This window comes from Vibrio sp. 10N.222.52.C3, from assembly GCF_041474195.1.
Classification (GTDB): domain Bacteria; phylum Pseudomonadota; class Gammaproteobacteria; order Enterobacterales; family Vibrionaceae; genus Vibrio; species Vibrio crassostreae_C.
In genome coordinates, this window is the sequence record NZ_JBFRTQ010000087.1 from 38,272 (window position 1) to 61,717 (window position 23,446).

Sequence of the window (23,446 nt, forward strand, 5' to 3'; positions counted from 1 at the left end):
CCAATTTTTCCCTAAATTCGGGCAAATAAATTTTTCAAACTAAACATCTAGGAAGCATTATCCATAACACTCCCCCTACAAACCGTGATAGATAACAAACTTATCTCGTGTTCGAATCTGTTTGAACAACAAGTCAGCACAAAGCGGTTAAAGGTTAGAGTGACGTCTCATTTTTAGTGTGCTCTATGAAAGCGTTCAGGCTTGGTTTGGTTGGATCGGACTTATAACGCGTCTTGCTTAGCATGTAGCTTTCGCGAAATGTCTCAAACCACAACTGTAAAGTCTGAGCGCCCTGCTCTTCACCTGCCTGTTTCAAAACCAAGCTCGCCACTTCTGCAGTCGAAAGATGTTGTTCGTTGTCTGACTTACGCATCATGTATTGCGAAACCGATTCTGGTTCAATCGACAACACGGGTAAATCTTGCAGATACTCTGAACGACGGAAGATACGTCGTGCTTCACGCCAACTGCCATCAATAAAAATCAGCAGCAACGTCTTGTTCGAATCTCGCATCTCACCAAGGTCTGCAACCACGCGCGATTTGTCATCGGTATAATCTTCAGGAAAGACTACGACTGGCTGATATTTATCGTCTTTCAGCACCTCAATCATCTCTTGATTCGGTTCAGTGCGGTGCCAAAGGTAGGCATAGCTGTCTTTAACGGTATCAAGGATTAAACGGCCGGTATTACTTGGCTTGAGTATTTCATTGTCCGATAAGATCAACATGGTCGCGACGTTCGTATTTACGTCTGGTTGATGTTCACAGATACAGCTGTCTTGTTTGATTTTACAGAACTCACATCGAACCACTTTACACCCGCGCGCGTTAAACGGCTTGGTAGAAAGAGACAAACGGTGTTGATATAAACGGTGAAAAGCGTGGATTCTCATGGACAATAACGATAAATCTAGAAAAGTGGCACGATTGTACTTACAGTGTCCCTAGAATGATAGAAGGAATTCCCATGCAAGACCCATCACTGCTTCGCCTTGTTTGTTTTATTGTCGTTTTCGGACTGTGTGCGCTTTGGGAATACCGTTTTCCACGTAAAGCACTGACTCAAAGCAAATGGTTTCGCTGGGGAAACAACTTTGCGTTAGTCGCTTTGAACAGCTTTCTATTGGCCACTATAATTCCTATCGCAGCATTTCAAGCGGCGGTTATCGCACAAGAAAACCAATGGGGTCTGTTCAATACCCTGTCACTTCCGAAAGAATTGACCATTCTGATCTGTGTATTGCTCTTGGATTGTGCCATTTACCTACAGCACTTGGTGTTTCACCGTGTTCCTTGGTTGTGGAAGCTACATCGAGTTCACCATGCGGATCTAGATATCGATGTCACAACCGGAACGCGCTTTCACCCTATTGAGATGATTCTTTCAATGCTCATCAAGGTGAGTTTGGTGATCGCACTTGGTGTGCCTGTCATTGCTGTCGTGATCTTTGAAATTGTTCTTAATGCGAGCGCGATGTTTAACCATAGCAATGCACGTCTTCCGCTATGGTTCGATAAACGATTGAGAAAAGTGATTGTGACACCAGACATGCACCGCGTTCATCACTCGGTCATTGTTAAGGAAACGCACTCAAACTTTGGCTTCTTTTTATCAGTGTGGGACATCTGGTTTAAGACTTACCGCGCCCAACCCAAGCTTGGTCATGACAAGGTGCATATTGGTGTTCCCGAGATTCAAGATGGTAAAGAGCAACGGCTAGATTTAATGTTACGTCAGCCATTTGCACGATTCCCGACAACGAAAGATTAAGTTCGAATTCAGTTGAGTCTCAAGCTTATATTGAGACCAACCTTAGCTTAATACCAAAGTTATCTTAATCCGAAAACAAAACGCCCTTAGATTCTTGTGAGAACTTAAGGGCGTTTCTGTATCGATAGAATTATAAGAGCAGTTAGCGCTTCAACTCTTGTGCTGTTTGGCTTAACTCAGCACGCTCGTTTATTTCAGCACGCTCGTTTAGTTTAAAACGTACTTATGAAGCATAGCTTGTTGGTGCCCTGCTATCTCTCCGACTTGCTCTGAACTCTCGATCATAGATTCAAGTTGCAGCTTAGTATTTTCGCCCTGCTCAGACACGCGAGTGATAGAATGCGTTACATCGACAGTCGCACGTGCTTGTTGTTCGGTAGCCACCATGATTTGCTCAACACGCCCTTTGATCTGGCTTACTGCAAATTCTATTTTCTCGAAGGCTTGTCTTACATCACCACTGGTTTGCAGTGCATTGGCCATCTCGCTTCTCGATTCCGTTACAGAAGCACGTGAGCGATCTGCTGCCGCTACTAGTTCGTTCATCATGCTACGAATATTGGTGGTTTGCTGGGATGTGCCGCTCGCCAATTTACGCACTTCGTCTGCAACTACCGCAAAACCTCGACCTTGTTCACCTGCTCGCGCCGCTTCTATCGCAGCGTTAAGTGCCAATAAGTTGGTGTTTTCAGCGATACCACTGATCATGTCGACCATTTCACGAATCTGTTTCACTCGACCATCCAAGTCAGCCATCGACTCTTCACTCATGCTAAGAGAGTGCTCAAGCGCTTGTAATCGTTGTTGGTTAAGGCCAACCACTTGGCTGCCATTCACTGACTCATCTTCTGCTATTTGAGCATCGTCGTTCGATGCGTTAGAGATACGAGCAATCTCACCAATCGATGCTTCCAGCTCCGTAATGGTGGTGATCATATTCTGAAGTGATTCGTTCTGCTCGTTCAAGCTCGAATTGGTTTGCTCTGCAGCGTCGTGGCTTACTTCTGCCGTTTGATAAAGCGTCTCACAGTTGCGCGTTACTAAACGAACCGAATCTGCGGTTGAATCAACGACCGTATTGAGTTTTGAAGTAATAACTTGCAGCTCTAGCGGCCCCAGTAATTCACTCTGTTTAGAGAAGTCATGATCTGCCAGTGAACTCAACTGTTGAGTTATGTTTTTAAGCCCTTTATTCATCCAACGGCGTAACACGAACCATGAAATCACAATGATTACGGCAATCACTAGCCCGCTGATAAACAACACACGATCAATATTGGTAATGGTTTGATTTACAACCAGTTCACTTTCATCAATCAGATGGGAAGCGGTAGAAGACAACTGATTCAATGTGCTAATGACGGTGTTCGCTAAGGTAATGACTTGCGTTAAGTTCTGCTCTTGCTGCTGAACAAGTTCGAGTTTCAAGAGGATCTGTTTGATCACGCCTTCTTCGGTAAAGCCTTCTTTCACCATCTCGTAAGGCGCCGTCAAGCTCGCGAACTCAACGATGTCTGGATGCCAATCGGCAAAATCGCTGTAAGCCAAGTTAAGGCCTGCGATTCGGTTTCTCAATTGACGGTATTCGTCTTGTGCTTTATCAATGTCAGGTTGCATCATCAACATCAAGAAGGTGTTCGCCATAGCAGACGCACTGGATGTGAATCGGTTCGCTGCATCGCTCGCTTCTGGGTTGTCTTCAACCAAGAATGAGCTGATTCGATTCATTTCTGGTCCGATAGATCCAACGCCATAACGGAACTCGCCCATTTTACTGTCGATCAGATTTTGCTTACTTTGAATCTCAATCTGCGCCAGCAGTACCGTGTTGGTCATAGCTTGCAGTTGCGCCATGTCATCGACAAGGATTTGTTGTTGCTCTAAAGAGATCGCATCAGGAAAAGATTGGGAAATAAAAAGAAGTTCCTCTAGCGTGGTATTGCTCTCTGTCGCGAGTTGGTCAATTGAGCCCCTTGTGGCATTCAGTGTATCTAAGTCGGTTGATTGGGTGCTGTAAGTGAGAAGTTTTACTTGTTCTAATACGCTTTGCGTTAATTCGGCGTTATGTAGAGCAAGGGGTAATGCTTGTTCCGAGAGTGCATCAAAATGTCCCCCGACCCGTTCAACGCCCCGAATGCTAACCATTGATAAAAAAGTAACAAGTAAAAGAATGGAAATAAATACAGCAGTGACGGTTTGAATGAGCGAGAATGTATAACGTGAGGGTTTTATTGATAAATTTGTGTCGGGCATGTGAAATCCAGTTTGACTACGAAAAGAGATATCCTTAAGTTAGGTCGTATACTAGAAGTCCTTGATGACGTTTTTATTTCAGTTTTTTGTCAGAAGAGTTACATATGAAAATCAGAAAAATGGCTGTAGTTACAATAACTTTAGCAACATTGGCTGCTTGTAGCTCGTCACCTTCGCCTTCTCAGCTTAGTCAAACCGCACAGAAACCCCTATCAAAGTCAGAACAATTGACTACAAACGCTTATATGAGCGTGTATGAACAGTGGAAAGGCGTGCCATACCATTTCGGTGGGACCTCATTTCGAGGTATAGATTGCTCTGCTTTTGTTCAAATCGCCGTGCAAAATGCGACTCAACAAGCTCTACCAAGAACCACAAAAGACCAGAGTAAAAAGGGAAAAGAAATTGCGTATGGGCAGGCAACAAGCGGTGACTTGGTGTTTTTCAAGACTTCGATGACGGTGCGACATGTAGGCGTTTATTTAGGAAACAACCAATTTCTACATGCCTCGACATCGAAAGGTGTCATTATTTCTAGGTTAGATAACCCTTACTGGGCATCCAAGTTTTGGCACTTTAGGCGTTTATAGCGGTTCGAAAGATAAACCGCTGAGCGAGGTAACTCTAGAAAGATACGACTTAAACGCCCGTTGTTATTATGCTGATTAATTACGACGATAAATGAGCAAACAAACCGTTAATCGTATTTAGCAACAGCAGTATCAAACAGGTTCTTCACTAACGCGATGTACTCATCGAGGAATACAATTTGTTCGTTAGTCGCTTTCTTAGCCCACACACCCGCTAATACTTCACCAAGATCCGCTACTACGGCATCTGCTTCTTTCAAAAGTTGAAAACGAACGCTCGAATGCAACTCTGGGTTTTGCTCGAAAATAGCCATGATGTTTGTTGAAATCATGTCGGTAACAATGTCTTCGACACTTTCGTTTCCAGTATCACCATTACTATTGGTAAACACATCAAGGTTGAATGATAGGTGCTCGATTAAAGCCAAATAGCCATCGGTTTCTACAACCACAATAATTCTCCGTTTTAAGCTCTAGAGCAGATTAATACGTACTTGCCTAATACTATGTAAATGAAGCTATTTGTCATCACTTTATTGCCCAAAACTACATTTAAATGATCCTAGTTAGTATTTCAGCTTAAAATTAAATCGATATAGCTTTATGTGGTATACCTGCCTACTTACGACATAAGTAAATTCACGCTAAAGAAGTGTAAGACAAACTTTGAAGCAAAGTATTGCGCCAGTTAACAATAGTCCTTTCAACTTACTCTAAAAGCTCATTTGATTTAGTCGCTAGACAATAACAAGCTCAAACCTCTTTTCCAGTTTGTGGCGTTCAAAACCGTTTCGATTGTGAGACCAGTTCCAAACTATTTCATCACGTCAGGTTTTCAATTTATGTTTGTATTTCAAAGAGCTTGAATCAGTTCGAGTTCACAATTCGGCCAATTGATTCTACGTAAGATGAAGAAGAGCTAAGAACATTGACGAGTGCGTCTATAAATTGTTCAGATTTATCCTAAACTATTGCTATTAAACAAACAGTATTTCTAACCTTCAATCTTTTTAACTTTCAGTCTTTGAGGATTTCCTATGTGGCAGGCCATTTCTCAACAACTTTCAGATACTCTTCTATTTAACTTTCAGATTACTGAACGTACCAAGGTTTCTGGTGGCGACATTAACGATTGCTATATGATCAGCGATGGGAATGAGCGTTACTTTGTGAAAGTGAATCAGCGAGAATTTTTACCTAAGTTTGAAATTGAAGCTGAGAACTTACGCTTGTTAAGAGAAACCTCCACTGTTTACGTTCCTGAGTTGGTGCTTATTGGCAAAACCAAAGAGTGCTCGTTCATTATTCTGAATTACTTGCCGACCAAACCGCTCGAGACGGGCAACAATAGCTTCGATTTCGGCGTTCAGCTTGCGCGGCTTCATCAATGGGGCGAGCAAAAAGAGTTTGGTTGCGACCAAGACAACTATATCGGCAGCACACTTCAACCCAACCCTTGGCATAAGAAATGGGGTCGCTTTTTCTCTGAGCAACGCATTGGTTTCCAACTGCAACTGCTCAAAGAGAAAGGCATCGAGTTTGGTGATATCGATGACATCGTTGATGTGGTGAATATGCGTCTTGCTGGCCACAACCCTCGCCCTTCTTTGCTTCATGGGGATCTTTGGAATGGCAATGTTGCTAACTCTGCGTTTGGCCCAATTTGCTACGACCCTGCTTGTTACTGGGGGGACCATGAGTGTGATTTGGCGTTAACTGAATTGTTTGAAGGTTTCCCTAAAGAGTTTTATGAAGGTTACCAGAGCGTCAATCCACTCGACGTTGGCTATACTGATCGGAAAGACATTTACAACTTGTACCATCTTCTTAACCACTGCAATCAATTTGGCGGCGAATATTTAGCACACACTGAAGCATGCATTCAGAAGATACAGGCCGTTTAATACCAATCACAGCTAGCTATTGCGTTCTATAACGCTACTGCGATCTTTAAAGCTACTACGATTGGAACAAGTTACAGTGAGGAGAATTCGCGATGCATAAATACACAGAGAAACATGTCTCCTGTCCGCATTGTGGGCACGGTATTAACATCACGCTTGATGCATCTAATGGTAGCCAAGACTTCTATGATGATTGTCCAGCGTGTTGCAATGCCATTCATTTGGATATGCAGGTTGACGAAGTAAGAGACAGAATCAACCTTTCGATTGATGCCGATGATGAACAAGTATTCTGACAATCAGTTTCTCGTTTAAACCATGATCAAAAAAGAGCACCTCACGTGCTCTTTTTTAATTTGGTCATCGGTGTGATTTTATTGCCACCGATTCAATGCGCTTAGTGGCTATTTCTGGTTCGCTAATACACGCTCGACAGTATCAACAATTGCCTGCGTTTGTGGATCGAACTCAATGTTCACTTGGTCGCCTACTTCACGGCCGCCAAACAGAGTACGATTCAGAGTTTCTGGGATCAGGTGAACAGAGAAACGGTTCTCTTCCACTTCACCAATCGTCAATGAACAACCATCAACGCCGATGTAACCCTTACTCAGCACATACTTCATTGATTCTTGAGGCAGCTCAAACCAAAGCGTACGGTTGTTTTCTGTTTTAATCACATCGACTAGGTTAGCCATCAGAGTAATGTGGCCAGACATGCTATGCCCACCAATTTCGTCACCAAACTTTGCTGCACGCTCAACATTCACTTTGTCACCAACATTCAGTTGGCCTAAGTTCGTCAATCGCAATGTCGCTTGCATTAAATCAAAAGCAATCTGGTTACCTGAAATTTCCGTTACCGTTAAGCAACAACCGTTATGAGCTACTGAAGCACCAATGGCTAATCCTTCAACCATTTCATCGCTTAGCTCAATGGTATGAGTTTGAAACGACTCTTTTTTGTTGATAGCAACCAGTGTTGCCATGCCTTGAACGATACCTGTAAACATAAGATTCCTATTTAGCATTCTAATAACAGTTTTTCATAGCAGTTATTGTGACATTTCTTTATGATTCGTCCAGTGGAAGCTTAAGATCATTGTCTCTGATTCCTTCAGAATGTCCTTTCCTACACTATTATTCTAATTTTCCCTCTTATTTGGAGTTGTTTGTGCATCGTTACAAAGAAGAATCCTCGAATCTAATCAAACTTGCGACCCCAGTATTGATCGCATCTGTTGCACAAACTGGAATGGGTTTTGTTGATACCGTGATGGCCGGTGGCGTAAGTGCTATCGATATGGCGGCGGTTTCGATTGCAGCAAGTATCTGGCTACCATCAATCCTATTTGGTGTTGGTCTATTGATGGCGTTGGTTCCTGTCGTTGCACAACTGAATGGTTCTGGTCGACAAGTAAAAATTCCATTCGAAATTCAACAAGGCGCATTTTTAGCGCTCGTCATCTCCCTTCCAATCATTGGTGTGCTTTTTCAAACACAATTGATATTGGAGTGGATGGACATTGAACAACTCATGGCGGAAAAGACCATCGGCTATATGAATGCGGTGATGTTTGCTGTACCTGCGTTTTTGTTGTTCCAAACATTGCGAAGCTTTACCGATGGTATGTCTTTAACCAAGCCTGCGATGGTGATTGGTTTTATTGGCTTGCTATTAAACATCCCGCTGAACTGGATGTTCGTATACGGAAAACTTGGTGCTCCTGCTCTGGGTGGTGTTGGCTGTGGCGTTGCAACGGCTATCGTATATTGGGTGATGTTTGCACTACTGTTCGCTTACGTTTTAACATCAAAGCGTTTGGCGAAAATCAACATCTTCGGTACGTTCCATAAACCGCAACTTAAAGCTCAAATTCGTCTGTTTAGACTTGGTTTCCCTGTGGCGGCCGCTATCTTCTTCGAGGTAACTCTGTTTGCGGTGGTTTCTTTGTTAGTTGCACCATTGGGTTCATTGATTGTTGCCGCGCACCAAGTCGCGATCAACTTCTCTTCGCTGGTCTTCATGATTCCAATGAGTATCGGTGCAGCCGTGAGTATTCGTGTTGGCCATAAGTTGGGCGAAAACAACACCGAAGGTGCGAAGATCGCGACACACGTGGGTATCATTGTTGGTTTAGTGACAGCCCTTATGACAGCGGCGTTAACGATTCTGTTTAGAGAACAGGTTGCATTACTTTACACAGAGAACACGGCAGTAATTATGGTTGCAATGCAGTTGCTGTTGTTCGCGGCGGTTTATCAATGTACTGACGCCATCCAAGTTATCGCTGCGGGTGCTCTGCGTGGCTACAAAGACATGCGTTCAATCTTCAACATCACCTTTGTGGCTTACTGGTTGCTTGGTCTTCCTATCGGTTACATCTTGGGTATGAAAGATTGGATTGTTGACCCTATGGGTGCGCACGGCTTCTGGATTGGTTTCATCGTCGGTCTAACGTCAGCCGCGATTATGCTGGGTATGCGTCTACACTGGATGCACAAGCAGGACGATGACGTTCAGTTAGAATTTAGTTCTCGCTAGATTCGTACTCGCTAAGTCGGTCTATCTGATTTCGAATAAAAAAAGAGCTCTGATTTTCAGGGCTCTTTTTCGTTTAATGGTCAGGTAGATCGTATCTGCCTTAATATTCACTCTTCTCTCGAACAAAGCGCGCAAACTTGGGTTTTCCGTTTTGAGTAAAACCATTGTAACGAAAGGTAATACGGCTGCCGATCTCTGGCGGTGCGAGTCTCATTTGGTCACTGAACCCGCTGCCTATATAAAATTCCACACCCTCTTCTGTGTGAACCAAGATTGAACCCATCATCCCTTTATACTTCCCTGTCCCACCCTTGTAGCCAATAACTGTGGCTTCGGCATCATGATGCCTTTTCAGTTTTAACAAATCATTACTTCGGCCTGCTTGATAACGACTGGTGATTTTTCTAAGCATCAAACCTTCGCCATTACGCTCATCGACATTATCAAGTTGATGAAACAAAGCCTCTTCACTGTGAATTGGTACATGTTCTATGTAGCTGACATGAGATTCTCCAATCACGCTTACCCAATGCAAAATGTTGTAATAGCGCTTTTGATAATCTCCCGCAGCGCCTGGCATATCAAACAGCATGAAATCGATTTGGCGCCATGCTGTGTCACTCGGCGTATGATCGAGAACGGTAGATTGAACAAGGTGGAACTTGCCCCTTCCTGCCCACAACTCTCCTTCGAGATGGACCTTAGGCAAGTTTTCAGTAAACCACTTGGGTGAGTAAATGCGATTACCATTGCGTGTATAAAGATGTTGTCCGTCCCAAAGAGCCCGAATCCCATCAAGCTTTTCACTCTTCCAGTATTCAGAAACATCAATGCCTTGTTGGTATGTATTGGCCAGTACCAAATGGTCGGGAGGTAAATAGGATGAATGAGAAGAAAGCGAACACGCCCATAGAGTTGCTATCGCCAATTTAGTTAATCTCATCATCTGCTCCGTATTGATATCTGTAGTAGTCAACAAACGCCTTTAATCCTAAGCGTTCTGACACGTAGGTAGACAACCTTTGCTAGAAGATGCGATCCACTCATCAACCTTATCTAACCTTTTCATTTATTCATTAAATTAATGACCTATAACTCTCATATATTCCGCCGTTTTTAGTTCTCATATTGAGAAACGTCTTTTCTCAATTTGAGATAGGAATTCGTACTAAACATAAATTATTGAAAAATAACAACATAAAAGTTGGCACATTCAGTGCAGTTGTCCATACATACTTAAAAGGAGATATCGCTATGGAACTACGTAAGACTGATTTAAACACAACGACACTGACACTTTCTATTTTCGGTGATCTGGATGCAGCAGGCAGTCGTGATGCACAAACCGACATCGATGATGTGATTTCTAACGATGGTCACCCTGAAATCGAAGTTGATTTTAGCCAGGTTGAGTTTTTAGATTCATCTGGTGTTGGCGCGATTGTTTATATGTTCAAACGTCTGACTGAGCGCGAACGCAACATGCGACTTGAAAATGTGACTGGTCAGCCTCTTGAAATTATGAACCTACTACGTATTGGCCACGCTATCCCAGTAAATTCAAAAAATCCTGCAAATTCATGAAGACCCACTAAGCTAGAAGTAACAAAAAATAATAAGAAAAATTAGAAACATAGGACGTTGGCATGAAAATACTGAAAAACTACATAGCCCTTTCTCTGTCCGCTCTCGTTCTGGGTGGCTGTACTAGCTATCCTGAACAAGGCACAGGGGGTTTGGCTGAAAGTTACGATTCTATTAACTATCAAAACTCAGACTTCTCTCCTGTCATGCCAGACGAGCCTCTTGGTCCAGAACATGGATTACGCTTTGATTGGCAGCTCGCTAAATTGCACCTTGATGCTTTGATCCAAGAAGGTGCTCGTTGGTGTTTCCCAGCTGCTGTTGTTCAAGCAATCGAAAAGCAAAATCGTATTGCTCGTGAACTTCAAGGCGGTCTACTACTGGATGCAGCCAACGACTTAGTGATCCAAAGAAAACGCCTAAATGAACTTGAGGTCCAACTGGATTACGTAACTTCACAAGCCCGCTGTGAGCCACCAAAAAATGAAAATCAATTTAGAATGCAACTGTCGGTTATTGAACAGTTGTATGACCTGCTTAATGTTGACAACCAATTTGCGGAAAACTCGACTGAAGTAAATCCTAAATATATGGGAAGACTGGCCGAGGCGACCACTTTACTTAAAGAACACAAATCCCTAGACCTTGTTGTTACCGGCCATGCTGATGCAACGGGTGCCGAAGAATACAACGACAAGTTAGCACTTGGACGAGCGAAACAAGTCGAACGCTACCTGACTATTTTTGGACTAGGCGCTCAACGAATCAAAGCCGTCTCTGTTGGCGAAACCGTCCCTCTTTTTGAAGGTGAATCCGACGGCACGCGTTTAACGAACCGCCGAGTAAGTATTGAAATTGTCTCGCCTAAGAATGCCGAGAAAATGGGAGGTGGATTATGAAATTCTTGATCGCTTTTATCATCACCCTATCGTTATGCTTTGCGAATGTCGTCAATGCTAACGATGAGTTTTCAGACGCGGTTCAAGTCGGTGATCTAATCCAAGTTAACGTACCCGGTGAAAGTACCTTAAACACGGGGTTCCAAGTGGATAAGCGTGGCCGTATTACTCTTCCAGAAGTAGGCGCTGTGTTTGTTGCGGGTTACGACAGCGAACAGCTTAACAAAGTCGTTCTAGAGTCGCTGGCAACCGCTTACAAAGATCTTTCGAACGCTTCAGTGTATGTAAAAGAGCAGCAAATCATCATCTACGTGCAAGGTTATGTAGAACAGCCTGGCGAATACACGCTCTCATTAGGTTCTAGCATCCAAATGGCACTTTACGCTGCGGGTGGTTTACGCCCGGGCGCGCAACTGGATAAGCTGATTCTTAAGCGAGGCGCAGATAAGAAAGAGTTTAACTACAAACGATTCCTTGATTCAGGAGACGAGTCAGCATTACCTACTCTTCAATCACTGGATTCACTATTCGTTCCAGCTTCTCCATTAGTCGGTAACATCGAGCAAGAGTTTGACGCAGCAAAGCTTGCTAACTCAGGTGACAGTGCTGATTCTCGTAACTCCATCAAAGTGTTTGGTGAGGTGAACGCGCCGGGTTCGTTCACTTACAAAGAGAACACCGACCTTGTCGACGTACTTATGCGTTCGGGCGGCGTAACTCGTTATGCCAGTGTTGAGCAAATCCGAGTGATTTCGAACAACACCCCAACGCTATTCAACCTAAAACGTTACTTAGATTCTGGTGACGAAAGTCTGCTTCCAATTTTACGCCCGGGTGCGACCATTTTCGTTCCCAAGCAAGAAGAAGAGATCAAATCCGGCGCCAACATGGTTTACGTAATGGGCGAAGTCGCAGCCCCTGGTGCTTTTGAAGGCAAAAGAGACGCGACCTTTATGGATATCTTGGCGAATGCGGGCGGCCCAACTCGATTTGCAGAGTCACGACAAATCCGTGTTATCAAAGCAGATGGCAGAGTGCTTAAATTCGATTTAGCGGCTTACACTGAAGGCTTACCTAACTCTAACCCTCCTAGCATCAAAGCTGGTGACGCGATTTTCGTTCCCGAGAAAACCGACATGAACGAGAAGTCTTGGTTGAAAATCACGCCAGACAGAGCAGTTAACGTGATTGGTGAGGTGAATCGACCTGGTCGTATTGAATGGTCAGATGAAATGAATTTCATGGGATTATTGGCACACGTCGGTGGCCCTACGCTACGCGCTGACACATCGAAAATCGAAGTTGTTACTGGTAGAAAGCTAGTTGTGTTTAACCTTGATGATTTTATTCGAAATGGTGCGCCACGTGACCAAATGCCACAAATTCGAGCGGGCTCTATCGTGCGTGTTCACGACTTGCCACAAGATCCTTCAGACAATAAATCACAATGGGTTCGTCAAAGCTCTGATGCTTCGATCTACATCTTTGGACAAGTGAATGCACCCGGTCGTTACCGCTTCACCAAAGACATGCACTTCCTTGATATCTTGTCTGCGGCTGACGGTCCAACAAAGGATGCCGACATCCACAACGTTCGAGTAACGCATCGTGACAAAACCTATTCGCAAGTAAGCAAACTTAACTTATCACTGTACTTCGAAACCGGTGACGAATCGTTACTGCCAAACGTAACCACTGGCGACACGATTTACATCCCAGAGAAAGGCAAAAACTGGTTAGATACACCGAAAGAAGAAACCGTTCGTGTGCTTGGTGCGATTAACAATCCGGGGCGTTATGTGTTCAACGACAACATGACCATTCTAGATATTCTGGCAGAAGCAGCAGGACCTACCGACAATGCTTATGTAGAAAAAATTACCATCGTCAATATGTCTTGCTGCCAAGGTCAGGCTCGTACTTTTGACCTTGTTGAATTCAGCAAAACGGCGAACATTTACAACTTGCCGGTGCTACGCGCTGGTGACACGATTTACATCCCAGACCGTCGCGAAAGCTTTATTGAAAAAGCACGCGTCGGACTTGATGACATACTGCGTATCACCACCACCATCGTATTAATAGGAGCTTTATAATGACAATTTCAGCGACCCATGCCGAAGTCGAGCAACTGTATTTAGCTTCTGAACTTAACGGCCAAAAATCAATATGCGTCACCGCCTGCCATTCAGGTGACGGCGTAACATCTATTGCAACCGCATTAGCCGAGCGTTTTCTTCTTGCGGGTCATTCAACGCTTTATGTTGATCTCAACTTATTCAACCCTGCTTTCAAAGATTTGAATATGCTAGAAGATAATCAGCAAGGTCAACTGATAGAACATGTTGAATCTCAGCGTACGTTTATCGGTGTCCCTGCTCCACAAGTTGCTTCAACGCAATTGGCTTATAAAGATCCGACAACGTTACAAAAAGTGGTCAACAAATGGTTAGAGAAATACGACAGAGTCATCATTGATACCTCACCGCTTCTCAACATAAACAAAGGCAATATTCCGGCGCAGTCTGTCGCGAGCGCTTGTGGCAGTACACTAATTGTTGTCGCCTATGGAGAAACGTCGAGTCACCACCTAGAACAAGCGAAAAAGCTGCTTGATGCACAAAGTATCAATCTAATGGGCTGCGTGATGAACATGAAACAAAAGCCTAGCTTTGCACAAGAGTTGGTCAGACAAATCAATCGAATGAAATTTATCCCCGTTAAGCTTCGCGATAGCTTGGCAAACAAGCTGTATCAAAATGAGTTTTTGAACCTTCCTATGTAACTTTCTTTTGCTACTTTCTGGCTGTCATTAAAACCATGACAGCCGCCAATCGTATTAGACTTCAAGCTCCAACTGCTCTGAATGATTCAAAACCAAATTGGGTGTTTTTGGCGAAATTGTTATTAAAAATAAGATTTTAAAAACCATTCAACGCATTTCACACACGTCATTCATGGTCTTACCACCTTTAAATCCCTTCAAAAATAAACAGCCCCACACCTAACTTTAGCGGTAATGTGACACAGACGGTTAAAGTGCCATGTAAATCGCATCAAAGATGGAATTCGTACGATTATTCCCTAAGATTATAAATAGAGGTGGTTTTTGACGAATTTGTAATAGTTTGACAAAGTTATCCGATGGCTGTTGAAACACAGTGGATGAATTGGCAAATCACACTTCACTGACTTTGCACGTTTATCTATTCAAACTTCACCCATCCCTCCTTCTGCTCAAATGGTTCAAATACACGGAAAGGATCACCATCGAGCAATTTAGATAATCAATTTACCTTGGTTACCTTAGTTGTATTATTAAAGAGAAAGGAAACTCAATATGAAATACAAGTTAAGCTCCGTATTTTTGTTAGTAGCAGCAGCCAGCGGTAATGCTAACGCTGGAGAATGTGGCAGCGTAACAATCGCAGATATGAACTGGAACTCTGCAACACTGATCGCCAATATCGACCAATTCATCCTTGAACATGGTTATGGGTGTGATGCTGAACTTATCCCTGGCGACACTATGCCAACAGGCACGTCTATGATCGAAAAAGGCCAGCCTGATGTTGCACCTGAACTTTGGAGCAACAGCTTAAAAGACGCATTAGATAAAGGTGTTGAAGAAAAACGTCTTCGCTACGCAGGTAAAGCACTTGTGAACGGCGGCGAAGAAGGCTTTTGGGTTCCAGCTTACCTAGTAAAACAGTACCCTGAAATGGCAACCATCGAAGGCGTACGCAAAAACGCAAGCTTATTTAAACACCCTGAAGACCCAGATACATCTGCATTCTACAGCTGCCCTGCAGGCTGGAACTGTCAGATCAGCGCCGGAAACCTGTTTAATGCTCTTGAGCTAGAAAACAGCGGTTTCACGATTGTTGATCCAGGCTCGAGTGCCGGCTTATCTGGCTCTATCGCAAAAGCTTATGAACGTGAAGAAGCTTGGTTTGGTTACTACTGGGCACCGACGGCTGTGCTAGGTAAATACGACATGGTTAAAGTCGACTTTGGCAGTGGCGTTAATGAGGAAGAGTTCCTTAACTGTACCACTAAAGAAGATTGTGAATCGCCAAAAGCGACCATGTACCCGCCTTCACCTGTTCACACGATTACCACTGAAAGTTTTGCGTCACGTGCTCCTGAAGCATACGACTACTTTACTAAACGTGGTTTCACGAACGACAAAATGAACTCGCTACTTGCTTGGATGGAAGACAACCAAGCTGATGGCGAAGAAGCGAGTCTGCATTTCTTAAGTGAATTCCCAGAAGTATGGCACCCATGGGTTTCTGAAGAAGTGGCTAAGAAAGTTGAAGCAGAGCTGTAAGAGCTTGATTTAATAACAAGTAATTACGCTTCAACAATAAAACAGAAATAACGTCGCTATACTTGATGTTATTCATGATTCGGAGCCCTTTTCATTAGCGATTTTCTTATCGCATGGACAAGTGGCTCCGAACTATAAGGATATAAAATGGCTGACAGCAATTGGTTATCAAGCTTTCCAGAGATGGAACGCGGTGATTTACGAACCATAAAAAAGACGCTAGATGGCGCATACCGTGAATTTTCCCGTGAATACGGCGAAATGATTGAATCTCTCTTTGACCCTCTTCTTTCATTCCTCGTTTGGTTTGAAAAACTCCTTATCTCAACACCTTGGATTATAGTCCTGGCTGTGTGTACCAGCCTTGTCTACGCAGCAAGCCGTTCTTGGAAACTGGCTCTAGGCTGTGTAGCTTCTCTACTTCTCATTGGTTACTTTGGAATGTGGGAAGACACCATGCGGACGCTCAGTATCATCACTGTATGTACCTTGGTTTCAATATTCTTGGGCATTCCGATTGGTATTGCGATGGCTCGTTCAAATCGAGCTCAGTCAATTGTTACGCCGATGCTCGATATCATGCAAACCATGCCTGCGTTCGTTTATTTGATTCCAGTGGTAATGCTACTGGGCATCGGTAAGATTCCAGGGCTAATCGCCGTGGTTATCTACGCGATCCCACCTGTAATTCGTCTAACTAACCTAGGCATACGCTTAGTTGATAAAGAAGTCCTTGAAGCCGCTACCGCTTTCGGTGCGAGCAAAAAGCAACGCTTATGGGGTGTTCAACTTCCTCTAGCAATGCCAACGATCATGGCGGGTATTAACCAAACCATCATGATGGCACTGTCTATGGTTGTTATCGCATCCATGATTGGTGTGAAAGGCCTAGGACAACCGGTTCTCAAATCGATTACTAACCAGTACTTCACATTAGGCTTGATGAATGGTTTCGCCATCGTTGCCCTCGCAATCCTTTTTGACCGCGCTTCACAAGCGTACGCAAGAAGAACTAATGCGCATTTAGGAGGATTCAAGCATGACTAAACCATTGATTGAAATTAGTGGTCTGTACAAGGTGTTTGGACCGAAACCAATGTCTGTTATGAACCGAGTTCAAAACGGCGAACACAAAGATCAGATTCTTGCGGATACGGGTCATACCGTTGGTTTGAAAGAGATCAACCTTGAGATTAACCGTGGTGAAATCTTCGTTATCATGGGGCTTTCTGGCTCGGGTAAATCGACGCTGATTCGCCACTTCAACCGTTTGATTGACCCGACTCAAGGTAAAATCATGGTTGAAGGCATTGATGTGATGAGCCTCAACACTAAACAGCTAGAAGAGTTCCGTCGTCATAAAATGTCGATGGTATTCCAACGCTTTGGCTTAATGCCTCATCGCACTGTGGTTGAAAACGTTGCGTACGGGTTGGAAGTACAAGGCATCAAAAAAGAAGACCGTTTAGCAAAAGCCAACGAATGGTTAGAAACCGTGGGCTTGAAAGGTTACGGCAAGCAATACCCTGCGCAACTTTCAGGTGGTCAGCAACAACGTGTTGGCCTTTCTCGCGCTCTGTGTACTAACGCTGAAATCTTGTTAATGGATGAAGCCTTTTCGGCACTCGACCCTTTGATTCGAAGTGAAATGCAAGATCAGCTTATCGAACTTCAAGAGAAGCTTCATAAGACGATTGTTTTCATCACTCATGATCTGGACGAAGCACTCCGCCTAGGCGATAGAATCGCAATTTTGAAAGACGGCGAGTTAGTACAACAAGGCACACCACATGAGATTCTGCTAAATCCAGCCGATGATTACGTGGAAGCGTTCGTGAAAGACGTAAACCGTGCTCGTGCACTGACCGTTGAAACCGTTATGCAGCCTCCTCTGTATCGAATCACATCAGAAACGATTGAAGGTGCTCTGGCACAGATGAAGATGCTGAAAAACGATTACGCTTATCACGTAACGGATGACGGCTATCAAGGCCTAGTCACACAAGAGAGCCTACAAGACGCAGTTGAAGATTCATCGGTACATGATTTTAGTGATGAGATATACGAAGAAGTCCCTGCCATCTTACCAGATGCGGTGATTGAAGAAGTGCTACCGGACACTATGTCTTGTGACTACTCTCTTCCAGTTGTTGATGAAGACGGTAATCTAAAAGGTGAACTCGAGAGAAGCGCTGTTGCTGATATCTTCTCAGAAAGTAGCGAGGAAGAAGTAGAAGCCGACCCAAAGCCAAAGATTGATAAAGCTTCGTAGTCCTACTTTTCGTGATTTAAAGCTCGGCTGTTTAAATTATCGCTATTTGCGTTATCGCTATTTAGATTAGCCTAAACTACATAAACCGCTCTAAGACCACTGTTGTTATTTCACTGCAGTGGTCTTTTTTATTTGTATCGGGCTCGTTTTCTTCTGAGATCTACCCGCACCTTAGGCTTTATAGGCACCTAAGTTTATATTTCATAAGAGAAAACAAAATAAAATCAGTCCGTTAGGTTTGTCACAAACCCAATAGCAAGATGAGTGAGATGCCAATTAAATGCTCTATTTGTACGGCAACCAGTTGAAATTATTCTAGAAAATGACTAAAACTTAATAGTATTAACAGATATTAAGCTCAATAAAAGGACTTAGTTTGATGAATTCTACTTTAGCGTCAGACGCAGCTACAAATCTAAACTCACAACAAGTGAGCAAGCTTGTCGATGAAAGCGTTCTGGAGCAAATGATTCGCGATACAAGTGCGGACATTATCCCTATCTTGATCGACCATTATGTCGAAGAATCACAAACACGCTTGGTCGCTATAAAAGAGGCAGTCACGCAGAAAGACGCTCAAACACTTGAGTTCGAGGTCCACACTCTCGGCAGCACAGCGCTTTCGTTAGGTAATCGCCCTTTGGGTGAATTAGCTCGAGCTTTAGAAAAGCTATGTTTAGAACAGAGTCATGATGCGGCATTTCGACAAGTTGATGAATTACTAGAGCTCGCAGAGCGTTCAATAAAAGCCTTGCTTGAAAGGAAAGAGGCAGGCTTCAGCTAGCTTTGCATGTTCATTATCGGTATCAGATTAAAAACTCAAAACAGTCGTTATTAATATAGTCGCCATAAGATGGGCTCCATCATGAACAGCAATGCGAGAAGTTATACAGGCCGCTTCTTAAAAGATTGCATGTGGTAGATAACAAAATACACAAGACTCGTATTGATGGTTGCATATCACTATGTTATTGATTGGTTAGGATAAAGTTTCAAAAGGAATACACAATGCGCCCTAAGGTATTGTTAGTTGAAGACTCCACCTCACTCGCCGTACTCTACAAGCAGTACGTAAAAGACGAGCCCTATGATATTTTCCACGTCGAAACCGGCGCGGAAGCTAAGACCTTCATTGAAAGGCACTCTCCACAGCTTGTGATTCTCGACCTTAAGCTTCCTGACATGCCAGGCGAAGAAGTCTTAGATTGGATTACTGCTAACGAAATACCGACCGCTGTCATCATCGCGACAGCGCATGGTTCAGTAAACATCGCGGTAGACCTTATCCAACGCGGTGCAGAAGACTTCTTAGAGAAACCCATTCAAGCCGATCGACTCAAGACCTCTGTTAGCTTGCATCTAAAAAGAGCGAAACTCGAAAACCTCGTCGATAACATGCAAAGCAAATTCGATCGTGATCGTTTTCATAATTTCATTGGCTCTTGCCTACCCATGCAGGCGGTTTACAAGATCATTGATTCGGTAGCACCAACCACTGCCAGCGTGTTTATTAACGGCGAAAGTGGTACAGGTAAAGAAGTGTGTGCGGAAGCGATTCACCAAGAGAGTCAGCGTAATGGTAAACCCTTCGTGGCCATTAACTGCGGCGCTATCCCTCGAGACCTAATGGAGAGTGAAATCTTCGGTCACGTTAAAGGTGCGTTTACCGGTGCGACAACCGACCGTAAAGGTGCAGCAATGCAAGCGCATGGCGGTACCCTATTTCTCGATGAGCTTTGTGAAATGGAACTGGAGATGCAGAAGAAGCTCCTCAGATTTTTGCAAACTGGTACGTTTACTCCACTCGGTGGCAACCGCGAGATTAAAGTGGATGTCAGAATTATCTGTGCGACCAACCGCGATCCACTGGTTGAAGTAGAAGAAGGACGTTTTAGAGAAGACCTTTACTATCGTGTTCACGTTGTGCCTATCGAAATGCCACCGCTTCGTGAACGAGGAAGTGACATTGTCACCCTATCTAATCACTTCTTGAAACTGTACGCGAAGCAAGACAAGAAGAAGTTCAAATCAATAGACAAAGAAACGCAGAATCTACTTAAACGTTATGCGTGGCCAGGCAATGTGCGTCAGTTGCAAAACATCATCCGTAACATCGTGGTGTTGAACAATGAAACGAGCGTGACTAAAGACATGTTACCGCCTCCGATTAATAAAGTAGATGCCGCTCCATCATCTAAATCAGTGACACCAATTCGAGTAACTGCGCCTCAACCTGCAGTTGTTGAAGCACCAGAAGCTAAGTTGCCACCGATTACTCCGGAAGAGTTGGAACAATCGTCAGTTGCTCAAGCTCACAACGAGCCGATGACGCCTGCATTTACCACAAGCGAAGGTGCTATTCGTCCAATGTGGCAAATAGAACGTGAAGCCATTCAACATGCCATCAATCATTGCGATGGGAATGTGTTAAACGCTGCTGTGCTGTTAGAACTTAGCCCTTCTACTGTTTATCGTAAGAAACAGGCTTGGGAGTCGGAAGATGAGTACAATCAAGCCTAACCAAGGTGTACTCGACATAAACCTTCATGAGATTTGGCTGTTGATCGACAGCCAAACTTTTGGAGGCATAGAAACGCATGTTTTAGAATTAGCACAAGGCCTGATATCGGAAAGCGCTCAGTATTCAGAGGCTGTTCGTATCGTTCTTTTGACTAAGTTTAATCCTGAAGCGATCATCGTTGAAAAGTTGAATGCGCTGAACATCCCTTTTAGTTACCTCTCCGATTTAGCCTCATGTTCTGTAGATTCAAATGGCAATAGCGCGACACAGCTGAAACGTGCAGTTCAACATTATCAACCAAGGCTTATCCATGCTCATGGTTACAAAGCCAGTTTGGTCAGCAAGTTAATCAAGCTTCCGCCTCGTTTCAACAACACAAAGCAAATCACCACTTATCACGCAGGTGAAACCCCAACAGGCAAAGTATGGCTTTATGATTGGCTCGACCGTTACAGCAGTTTTCTTTCTGATCAGTCGCTCGTGGTCAGTGAAAAGATTAAAGCGAAAGTGCCGAGTCAAACCCATCAATTGAATAACTTTGTTAAAATGCCAACCGGGTTAACAAGCTCCCCTTCATCAAGCCCATTCCATGTTGGTTTTGTGGGGCGATTGAGCCATGAAAAAGCGCCTGATCGATTTGTTGCATTAGCCAAACAGTTTCCTGATGTTCGGTTTGAGCTTTTTGGTGACGGGCCAGAAATGGACATCTTAGTTAAATCGCAGCCTGATAATGTGACCTTTCATGGGCATCAGACCAATATGGACGACGTCTGGAGCCAAATCGATCTGTTAATCATCCCTTCTCGCTTTGAAGGCTTACCTATGGCGGCATTAGAAGCCATGATTCGTGGCATTCCCGTTCTCGCCACCTCAGTTGGTAACTTGCCTCAACTCATCGAGCATCAAGTTAACGGCTACCTTGCAAATTCAGAAGCTGAGCTAGAACAGTTTTTATCTTTGTGGATGTCATTGACGAACGAGCAACGTAACTCTCTCAAGAGTCACGCGATAGAAACCGTGAAAAACCAATACTCTCCACAAGCCGTTGTCCCGCAGTTGTTGGAAATCTATCAACTCGACCGTTAATTCTAGCCTTAGTCGATAACTGGTTATTTTGGCTTGATGATTTAAGTACTTTAGACAGTTTTATACTGATTCTCAAAATGACAAAACTCACCTCAAGGCTACGCCCTCACTTAATAATCCAACATTAAATCAGTAAGTTAAACAAAATGCATAACTGGCACTCACTTTGCAATCTTTAACATCAGGCGTAACTACGTCTTAAAAAGATTACGAGCCGAGTCCTAAAGAGTTTATTTGCCAATAGAGGTCACAATGGTCAACCCTGAAGCCAATAGATTGCCAGTCATCATCACGATCAGCACCTTGTGTGTTGGGCTTGGTGTTGTTTGGTACTTTGTGCCTCACCCTGCTGTCATTGTGGCGCTCGCTCTTGTGCCATTGGCCGGGTTATTCGTGTTAAACAAAACATTCTGGTTAGTTCTATTGTTCGTTGTCTTTTCATTTTTCCGAATTCACGAAGCTATACCTCAGCTCTATTCGCTAAAAATACCGCTGATGCTTTCATTAGGCGCTCTGTCGGCTCTTTTATGGCATGCATTAATCAGTAAAGAACTTAAAATCTTCTGGCACCCTTGTTTAAATTGGCTCGCCATATTTTGGGTATTGGTTTTCATTGGTATTATCTTCGCGTCCAACAGGCCAATAGCACTAGCAGAATTCAAGGGCGTTTATTGGAAAATTATAGTGATGACGCTTGCGATTACTTGGCTAGTAAACACCACGGAAAATCTCGCAAAAACCGCGATGACGATTATCTACGCTGGCGCTTTAGTCAGCTCTATTGCCGTGTACAACTCAGTAAATGGTATTGGGCTTGTCGAGGGCTCACGCGTGACTATTGGCCGCGATTTTGGCTCTATGTTAGGTGACCCGAACGACCTAGCACTGGTACTGATGTTCCCACTCGCCTTTACAATAAGCCAAGCCACCACGACTGGCATCTCACGATCCAAACGTTTAATCAGTGCCTTAGTTTGTCTGTTACTGCTCGCCGCAATTATTGCCACTCAAAGCCGTGGCGGATTACTGGGTTGTATTGCGGTGATTGGTATTTTTGCGTGGAAGCTAGTGCGCTCTAAAGTTCTCTTAATCTCAGTGGGAACTGTCGCGGCCGTGGTGCTCTATTTAGTTGCTGGTATCTCAGACAGGTCTTCTGGTGGTGCCGCTGAACAAGGTATCGATGAATCTGCAATGGGTCGAATCTATGCTTGGGAAGCAGCAATAAAGATGGCAGTTGAAAATCCACTGACTGGCGTAGGGTTGAACAACTTCTTCTCGAACTACTTCTTTTATAGTTCGCACTGGGACGGACTGAATCACGCCGTTCACAGTACCTGGTTTGGTGTGTTGGCAGAAACAGGCTTTATTGGTCTGATCATTTTTGTCTGCCTTATCGTTTCTTTGATCAAAACCTCTCGCTCTACGCTAACGAGGTTAAAAAACTCGGCCACAGAAATCGCCCCCGAACTCAATGCGGTCGCCTATGCGATCTATGCAGGTCTGATTGGAACAATCGTGTCGGGTACATTTTTGACTCAAGGCTTCAACTGGCCGATTTATATCCTCGCAGCACTCACAGTTTGCGTCTCAAATGTATCTCAAACTGCCTGTCAAAATGAGAAAACCTAAAAGACACATTTTAACCTATTGAAAATATTATATTTATTAGATGGCACAATATATGAA

General features: G+C 43.8%; 21 protein-coding genes. 16 read left to right on the forward strand and 5 right to left on the reverse strand.

Going from position 1 to position 23,446, the window contains the following annotated elements; genetic code table 11:
* Positions 1 to 154 precede the first annotated feature (154 nt).
* The gene (locus AB4517_RS14315) at positions 155 to 901 is read right to left on the reverse strand and encodes a tRNA-uridine aminocarboxypropyltransferase (RefSeq protein WP_372114790.1); all 747 of its coding nucleotides are present in this window, start codon (positions 899 to 901) and stop codon (positions 155 to 157) included.
* A 68-nt stretch (positions 902 to 969) separates the two neighbouring features.
* On the opposite strand from AB4517_RS14315, the gene AB4517_RS14320 reads away from it, so the two are divergent.
* Entirely contained in the window at positions 970 to 1,773 is an 804-nt protein-coding gene (locus AB4517_RS14320; RefSeq protein WP_102320209.1) for a sterol desaturase family protein, read from the forward strand.
* A gap of 207 nt (positions 1,774 to 1,980) precedes the next feature.
* On the opposite strand, the gene AB4517_RS14325 is transcribed toward AB4517_RS14320, so the two are convergent.
* Complete coding sequence (locus tag AB4517_RS14325) at positions 1,981 to 4,026, reverse strand: methyl-accepting chemotaxis protein (protein ID WP_372148511.1); 2,046 nt, start codon at positions 4,024 to 4,026, stop codon at positions 1,981 to 1,983.
* Positions 4,027 to 4,130: 104 nt separating this feature from the next.
* Here AB4517_RS14325 and AB4517_RS14330 point away from each other — a divergent pair, with 104 nt between their 5' ends.
* Complete coding sequence (locus AB4517_RS14330) at positions 4,131 to 4,616, forward strand: C40 family peptidase (RefSeq protein WP_017059602.1); 486 nt, start codon at positions 4,131 to 4,133, stop codon at positions 4,614 to 4,616.
* 107 nt (positions 4,617 to 4,723) lie between these two features.
* On the opposite strand, the gene AB4517_RS14335 is transcribed toward AB4517_RS14330, so the two are convergent.
* Positions 4,724 to 5,068: a DUF3802 family protein gene (locus AB4517_RS14335; RefSeq protein ID WP_010440912.1), complete on the reverse strand. Its 345-nt coding sequence runs from the start codon at positions 5,066 to 5,068 to the stop codon at positions 4,724 to 4,726.
* 585 nt (positions 5,069 to 5,653) lie between these two features.
* Here AB4517_RS14335 and AB4517_RS14340 point away from each other — a divergent pair.
* Together AB4517_RS14340 and AB4517_RS14345 are read left to right on the forward strand one after the other, a co-directional pair.
* The gene (locus AB4517_RS14340; protein ID WP_017059601.1) at positions 5,654 to 6,520 is read left to right on the forward strand and encodes a fructosamine kinase family protein; all 867 of its coding nucleotides are present in this window, start codon (positions 5,654 to 5,656) and stop codon (positions 6,518 to 6,520) included.
* 92 nt (positions 6,521 to 6,612) lie between these two features.
* Positions 6,613 to 6,816 (forward strand): CPXCG motif-containing cysteine-rich protein, encoded by a 204-nt coding sequence (locus tag AB4517_RS14345; protein WP_017059600.1) that lies wholly within the window; start codon positions 6,613 to 6,615, stop codon positions 6,814 to 6,816.
* 108 nt (positions 6,817 to 6,924) lie between these two features.
* Here the strand turns inward: AB4517_RS14345 and AB4517_RS14350 are convergent, their stop codons facing one another.
* Positions 6,925 to 7,533 (reverse strand): riboflavin synthase, encoded by a 609-nt coding sequence (locus AB4517_RS14350; RefSeq protein ID WP_017065861.1) that lies wholly within the window; start codon positions 7,531 to 7,533, stop codon positions 6,925 to 6,927.
* A gap of 161 nt (positions 7,534 to 7,694) precedes the next feature.
* Between AB4517_RS14350 and AB4517_RS14355 the strand changes: the two genes are divergently transcribed.
* Positions 7,695 to 9,065, forward strand: coding sequence for an MATE family efflux transporter (locus AB4517_RS14355; protein ID WP_017063888.1), 1,371 nt, complete (start codon positions 7,695 to 7,697; stop codon positions 9,063 to 9,065).
* A gap of 100 nt (positions 9,066 to 9,165) precedes the next feature.
* Here the strand turns inward: AB4517_RS14355 and AB4517_RS14360 are convergent, their stop codons facing one another.
* Complete coding sequence (locus AB4517_RS14360) at positions 9,166 to 10,008, reverse strand: DNA ligase (RefSeq protein ID WP_065584423.1); 843 nt, start codon at positions 10,006 to 10,008, stop codon at positions 9,166 to 9,168.
* A gap of 311 nt (positions 10,009 to 10,319) precedes the next feature.
* Between AB4517_RS14360 and AB4517_RS14365 the strand changes: the two genes are divergently transcribed.
* From AB4517_RS14365 to AB4517_RS14415, 11 genes are all read left to right on the forward strand, one after another.
* Positions 10,320 to 10,649, forward strand: a complete 330-nt coding sequence (locus AB4517_RS14365) for an STAS domain-containing protein (protein WP_017059596.1) — start codon at positions 10,320 to 10,322, stop codon at positions 10,647 to 10,649.
* A gap of 62 nt (positions 10,650 to 10,711) precedes the next feature.
* Positions 10,712 to 11,548 carry an OmpA family protein gene (locus AB4517_RS14370; RefSeq protein ID WP_017067078.1) on the forward strand — a complete coding sequence of 279 codons (837 nt, stop codon included), beginning with the start codon at positions 10,712 to 10,714 and terminating at the stop codon, positions 11,546 to 11,548.
* A complete protein-coding gene (locus AB4517_RS14375) occupies positions 11,545 to 13,644 on the forward strand; it encodes an SLBB domain-containing protein (RefSeq protein WP_372148512.1) in 2,100 nt (699 codons plus the stop codon). Before AB4517_RS14370 ends, AB4517_RS14375 begins: the two co-directional genes overlap by 4 nt.
* Positions 13,644 to 14,333 carry a tyrosine-protein kinase family protein gene (locus tag AB4517_RS14380; RefSeq protein WP_017063892.1) on the forward strand — a complete coding sequence of 230 codons (690 nt, stop codon included), beginning with the start codon at positions 13,644 to 13,646 and terminating at the stop codon, positions 14,331 to 14,333. Before AB4517_RS14375 ends, AB4517_RS14380 begins: the two co-directional genes overlap by 1 nt.
* A 555-nt stretch (positions 14,334 to 14,888) precedes the next feature.
* The gene (locus AB4517_RS14385; RefSeq protein WP_017063893.1) at positions 14,889 to 15,881 is read left to right on the forward strand and encodes an ABC transporter substrate-binding protein; all 993 of its coding nucleotides are present in this window, start codon (positions 14,889 to 14,891) and stop codon (positions 15,879 to 15,881) included.
* Positions 15,882 to 16,028: 147 nt separating this feature from the next.
* Complete coding sequence (locus AB4517_RS14390) at positions 16,029 to 16,928, forward strand: proline/glycine betaine ABC transporter permease (protein ID WP_017059591.1); 900 nt, start codon at positions 16,029 to 16,031, stop codon at positions 16,926 to 16,928.
* Positions 16,921 to 18,153, forward strand: a complete 1,233-nt coding sequence (locus AB4517_RS14395; RefSeq protein WP_017059590.1) for a glycine betaine/L-proline ABC transporter ATP-binding protein — start codon at positions 16,921 to 16,923, stop codon at positions 18,151 to 18,153. The genes AB4517_RS14390 and AB4517_RS14395 overlap by 8 nt, the downstream gene beginning before the upstream one ends.
* A 379-nt stretch (positions 18,154 to 18,532) precedes the next feature.
* Positions 18,533 to 18,937, forward strand: coding sequence for an Hpt domain-containing protein (locus AB4517_RS14400; protein ID WP_017066737.1), 405 nt, complete (start codon positions 18,533 to 18,535; stop codon positions 18,935 to 18,937).
* A 224-nt stretch (positions 18,938 to 19,161) separates the two neighbouring features.
* On the forward strand, positions 19,162 to 20,673 hold the full coding sequence (locus AB4517_RS14405; RefSeq protein WP_017059588.1) for a sigma-54 dependent transcriptional regulator: 1,512 nt from the start codon (positions 19,162 to 19,164) through the stop codon (positions 20,671 to 20,673).
* Entirely contained in the window at positions 20,654 to 21,760 is a 1,107-nt protein-coding gene (locus AB4517_RS14410) for a glycosyltransferase family 4 protein (RefSeq protein ID WP_017063896.1), read from the forward strand. Before AB4517_RS14405 ends, AB4517_RS14410 begins: the two co-directional genes overlap by 20 nt.
* A 252-nt stretch (positions 21,761 to 22,012) precedes the next feature.
* On the forward strand, positions 22,013 to 23,389 hold the full coding sequence (locus AB4517_RS14415) for an O-antigen ligase family protein (protein ID WP_017059586.1): 1,377 nt from the start codon (positions 22,013 to 22,015) through the stop codon (positions 23,387 to 23,389).
* Positions 23,390 to 23,446 lie beyond the last annotated feature (57 nt).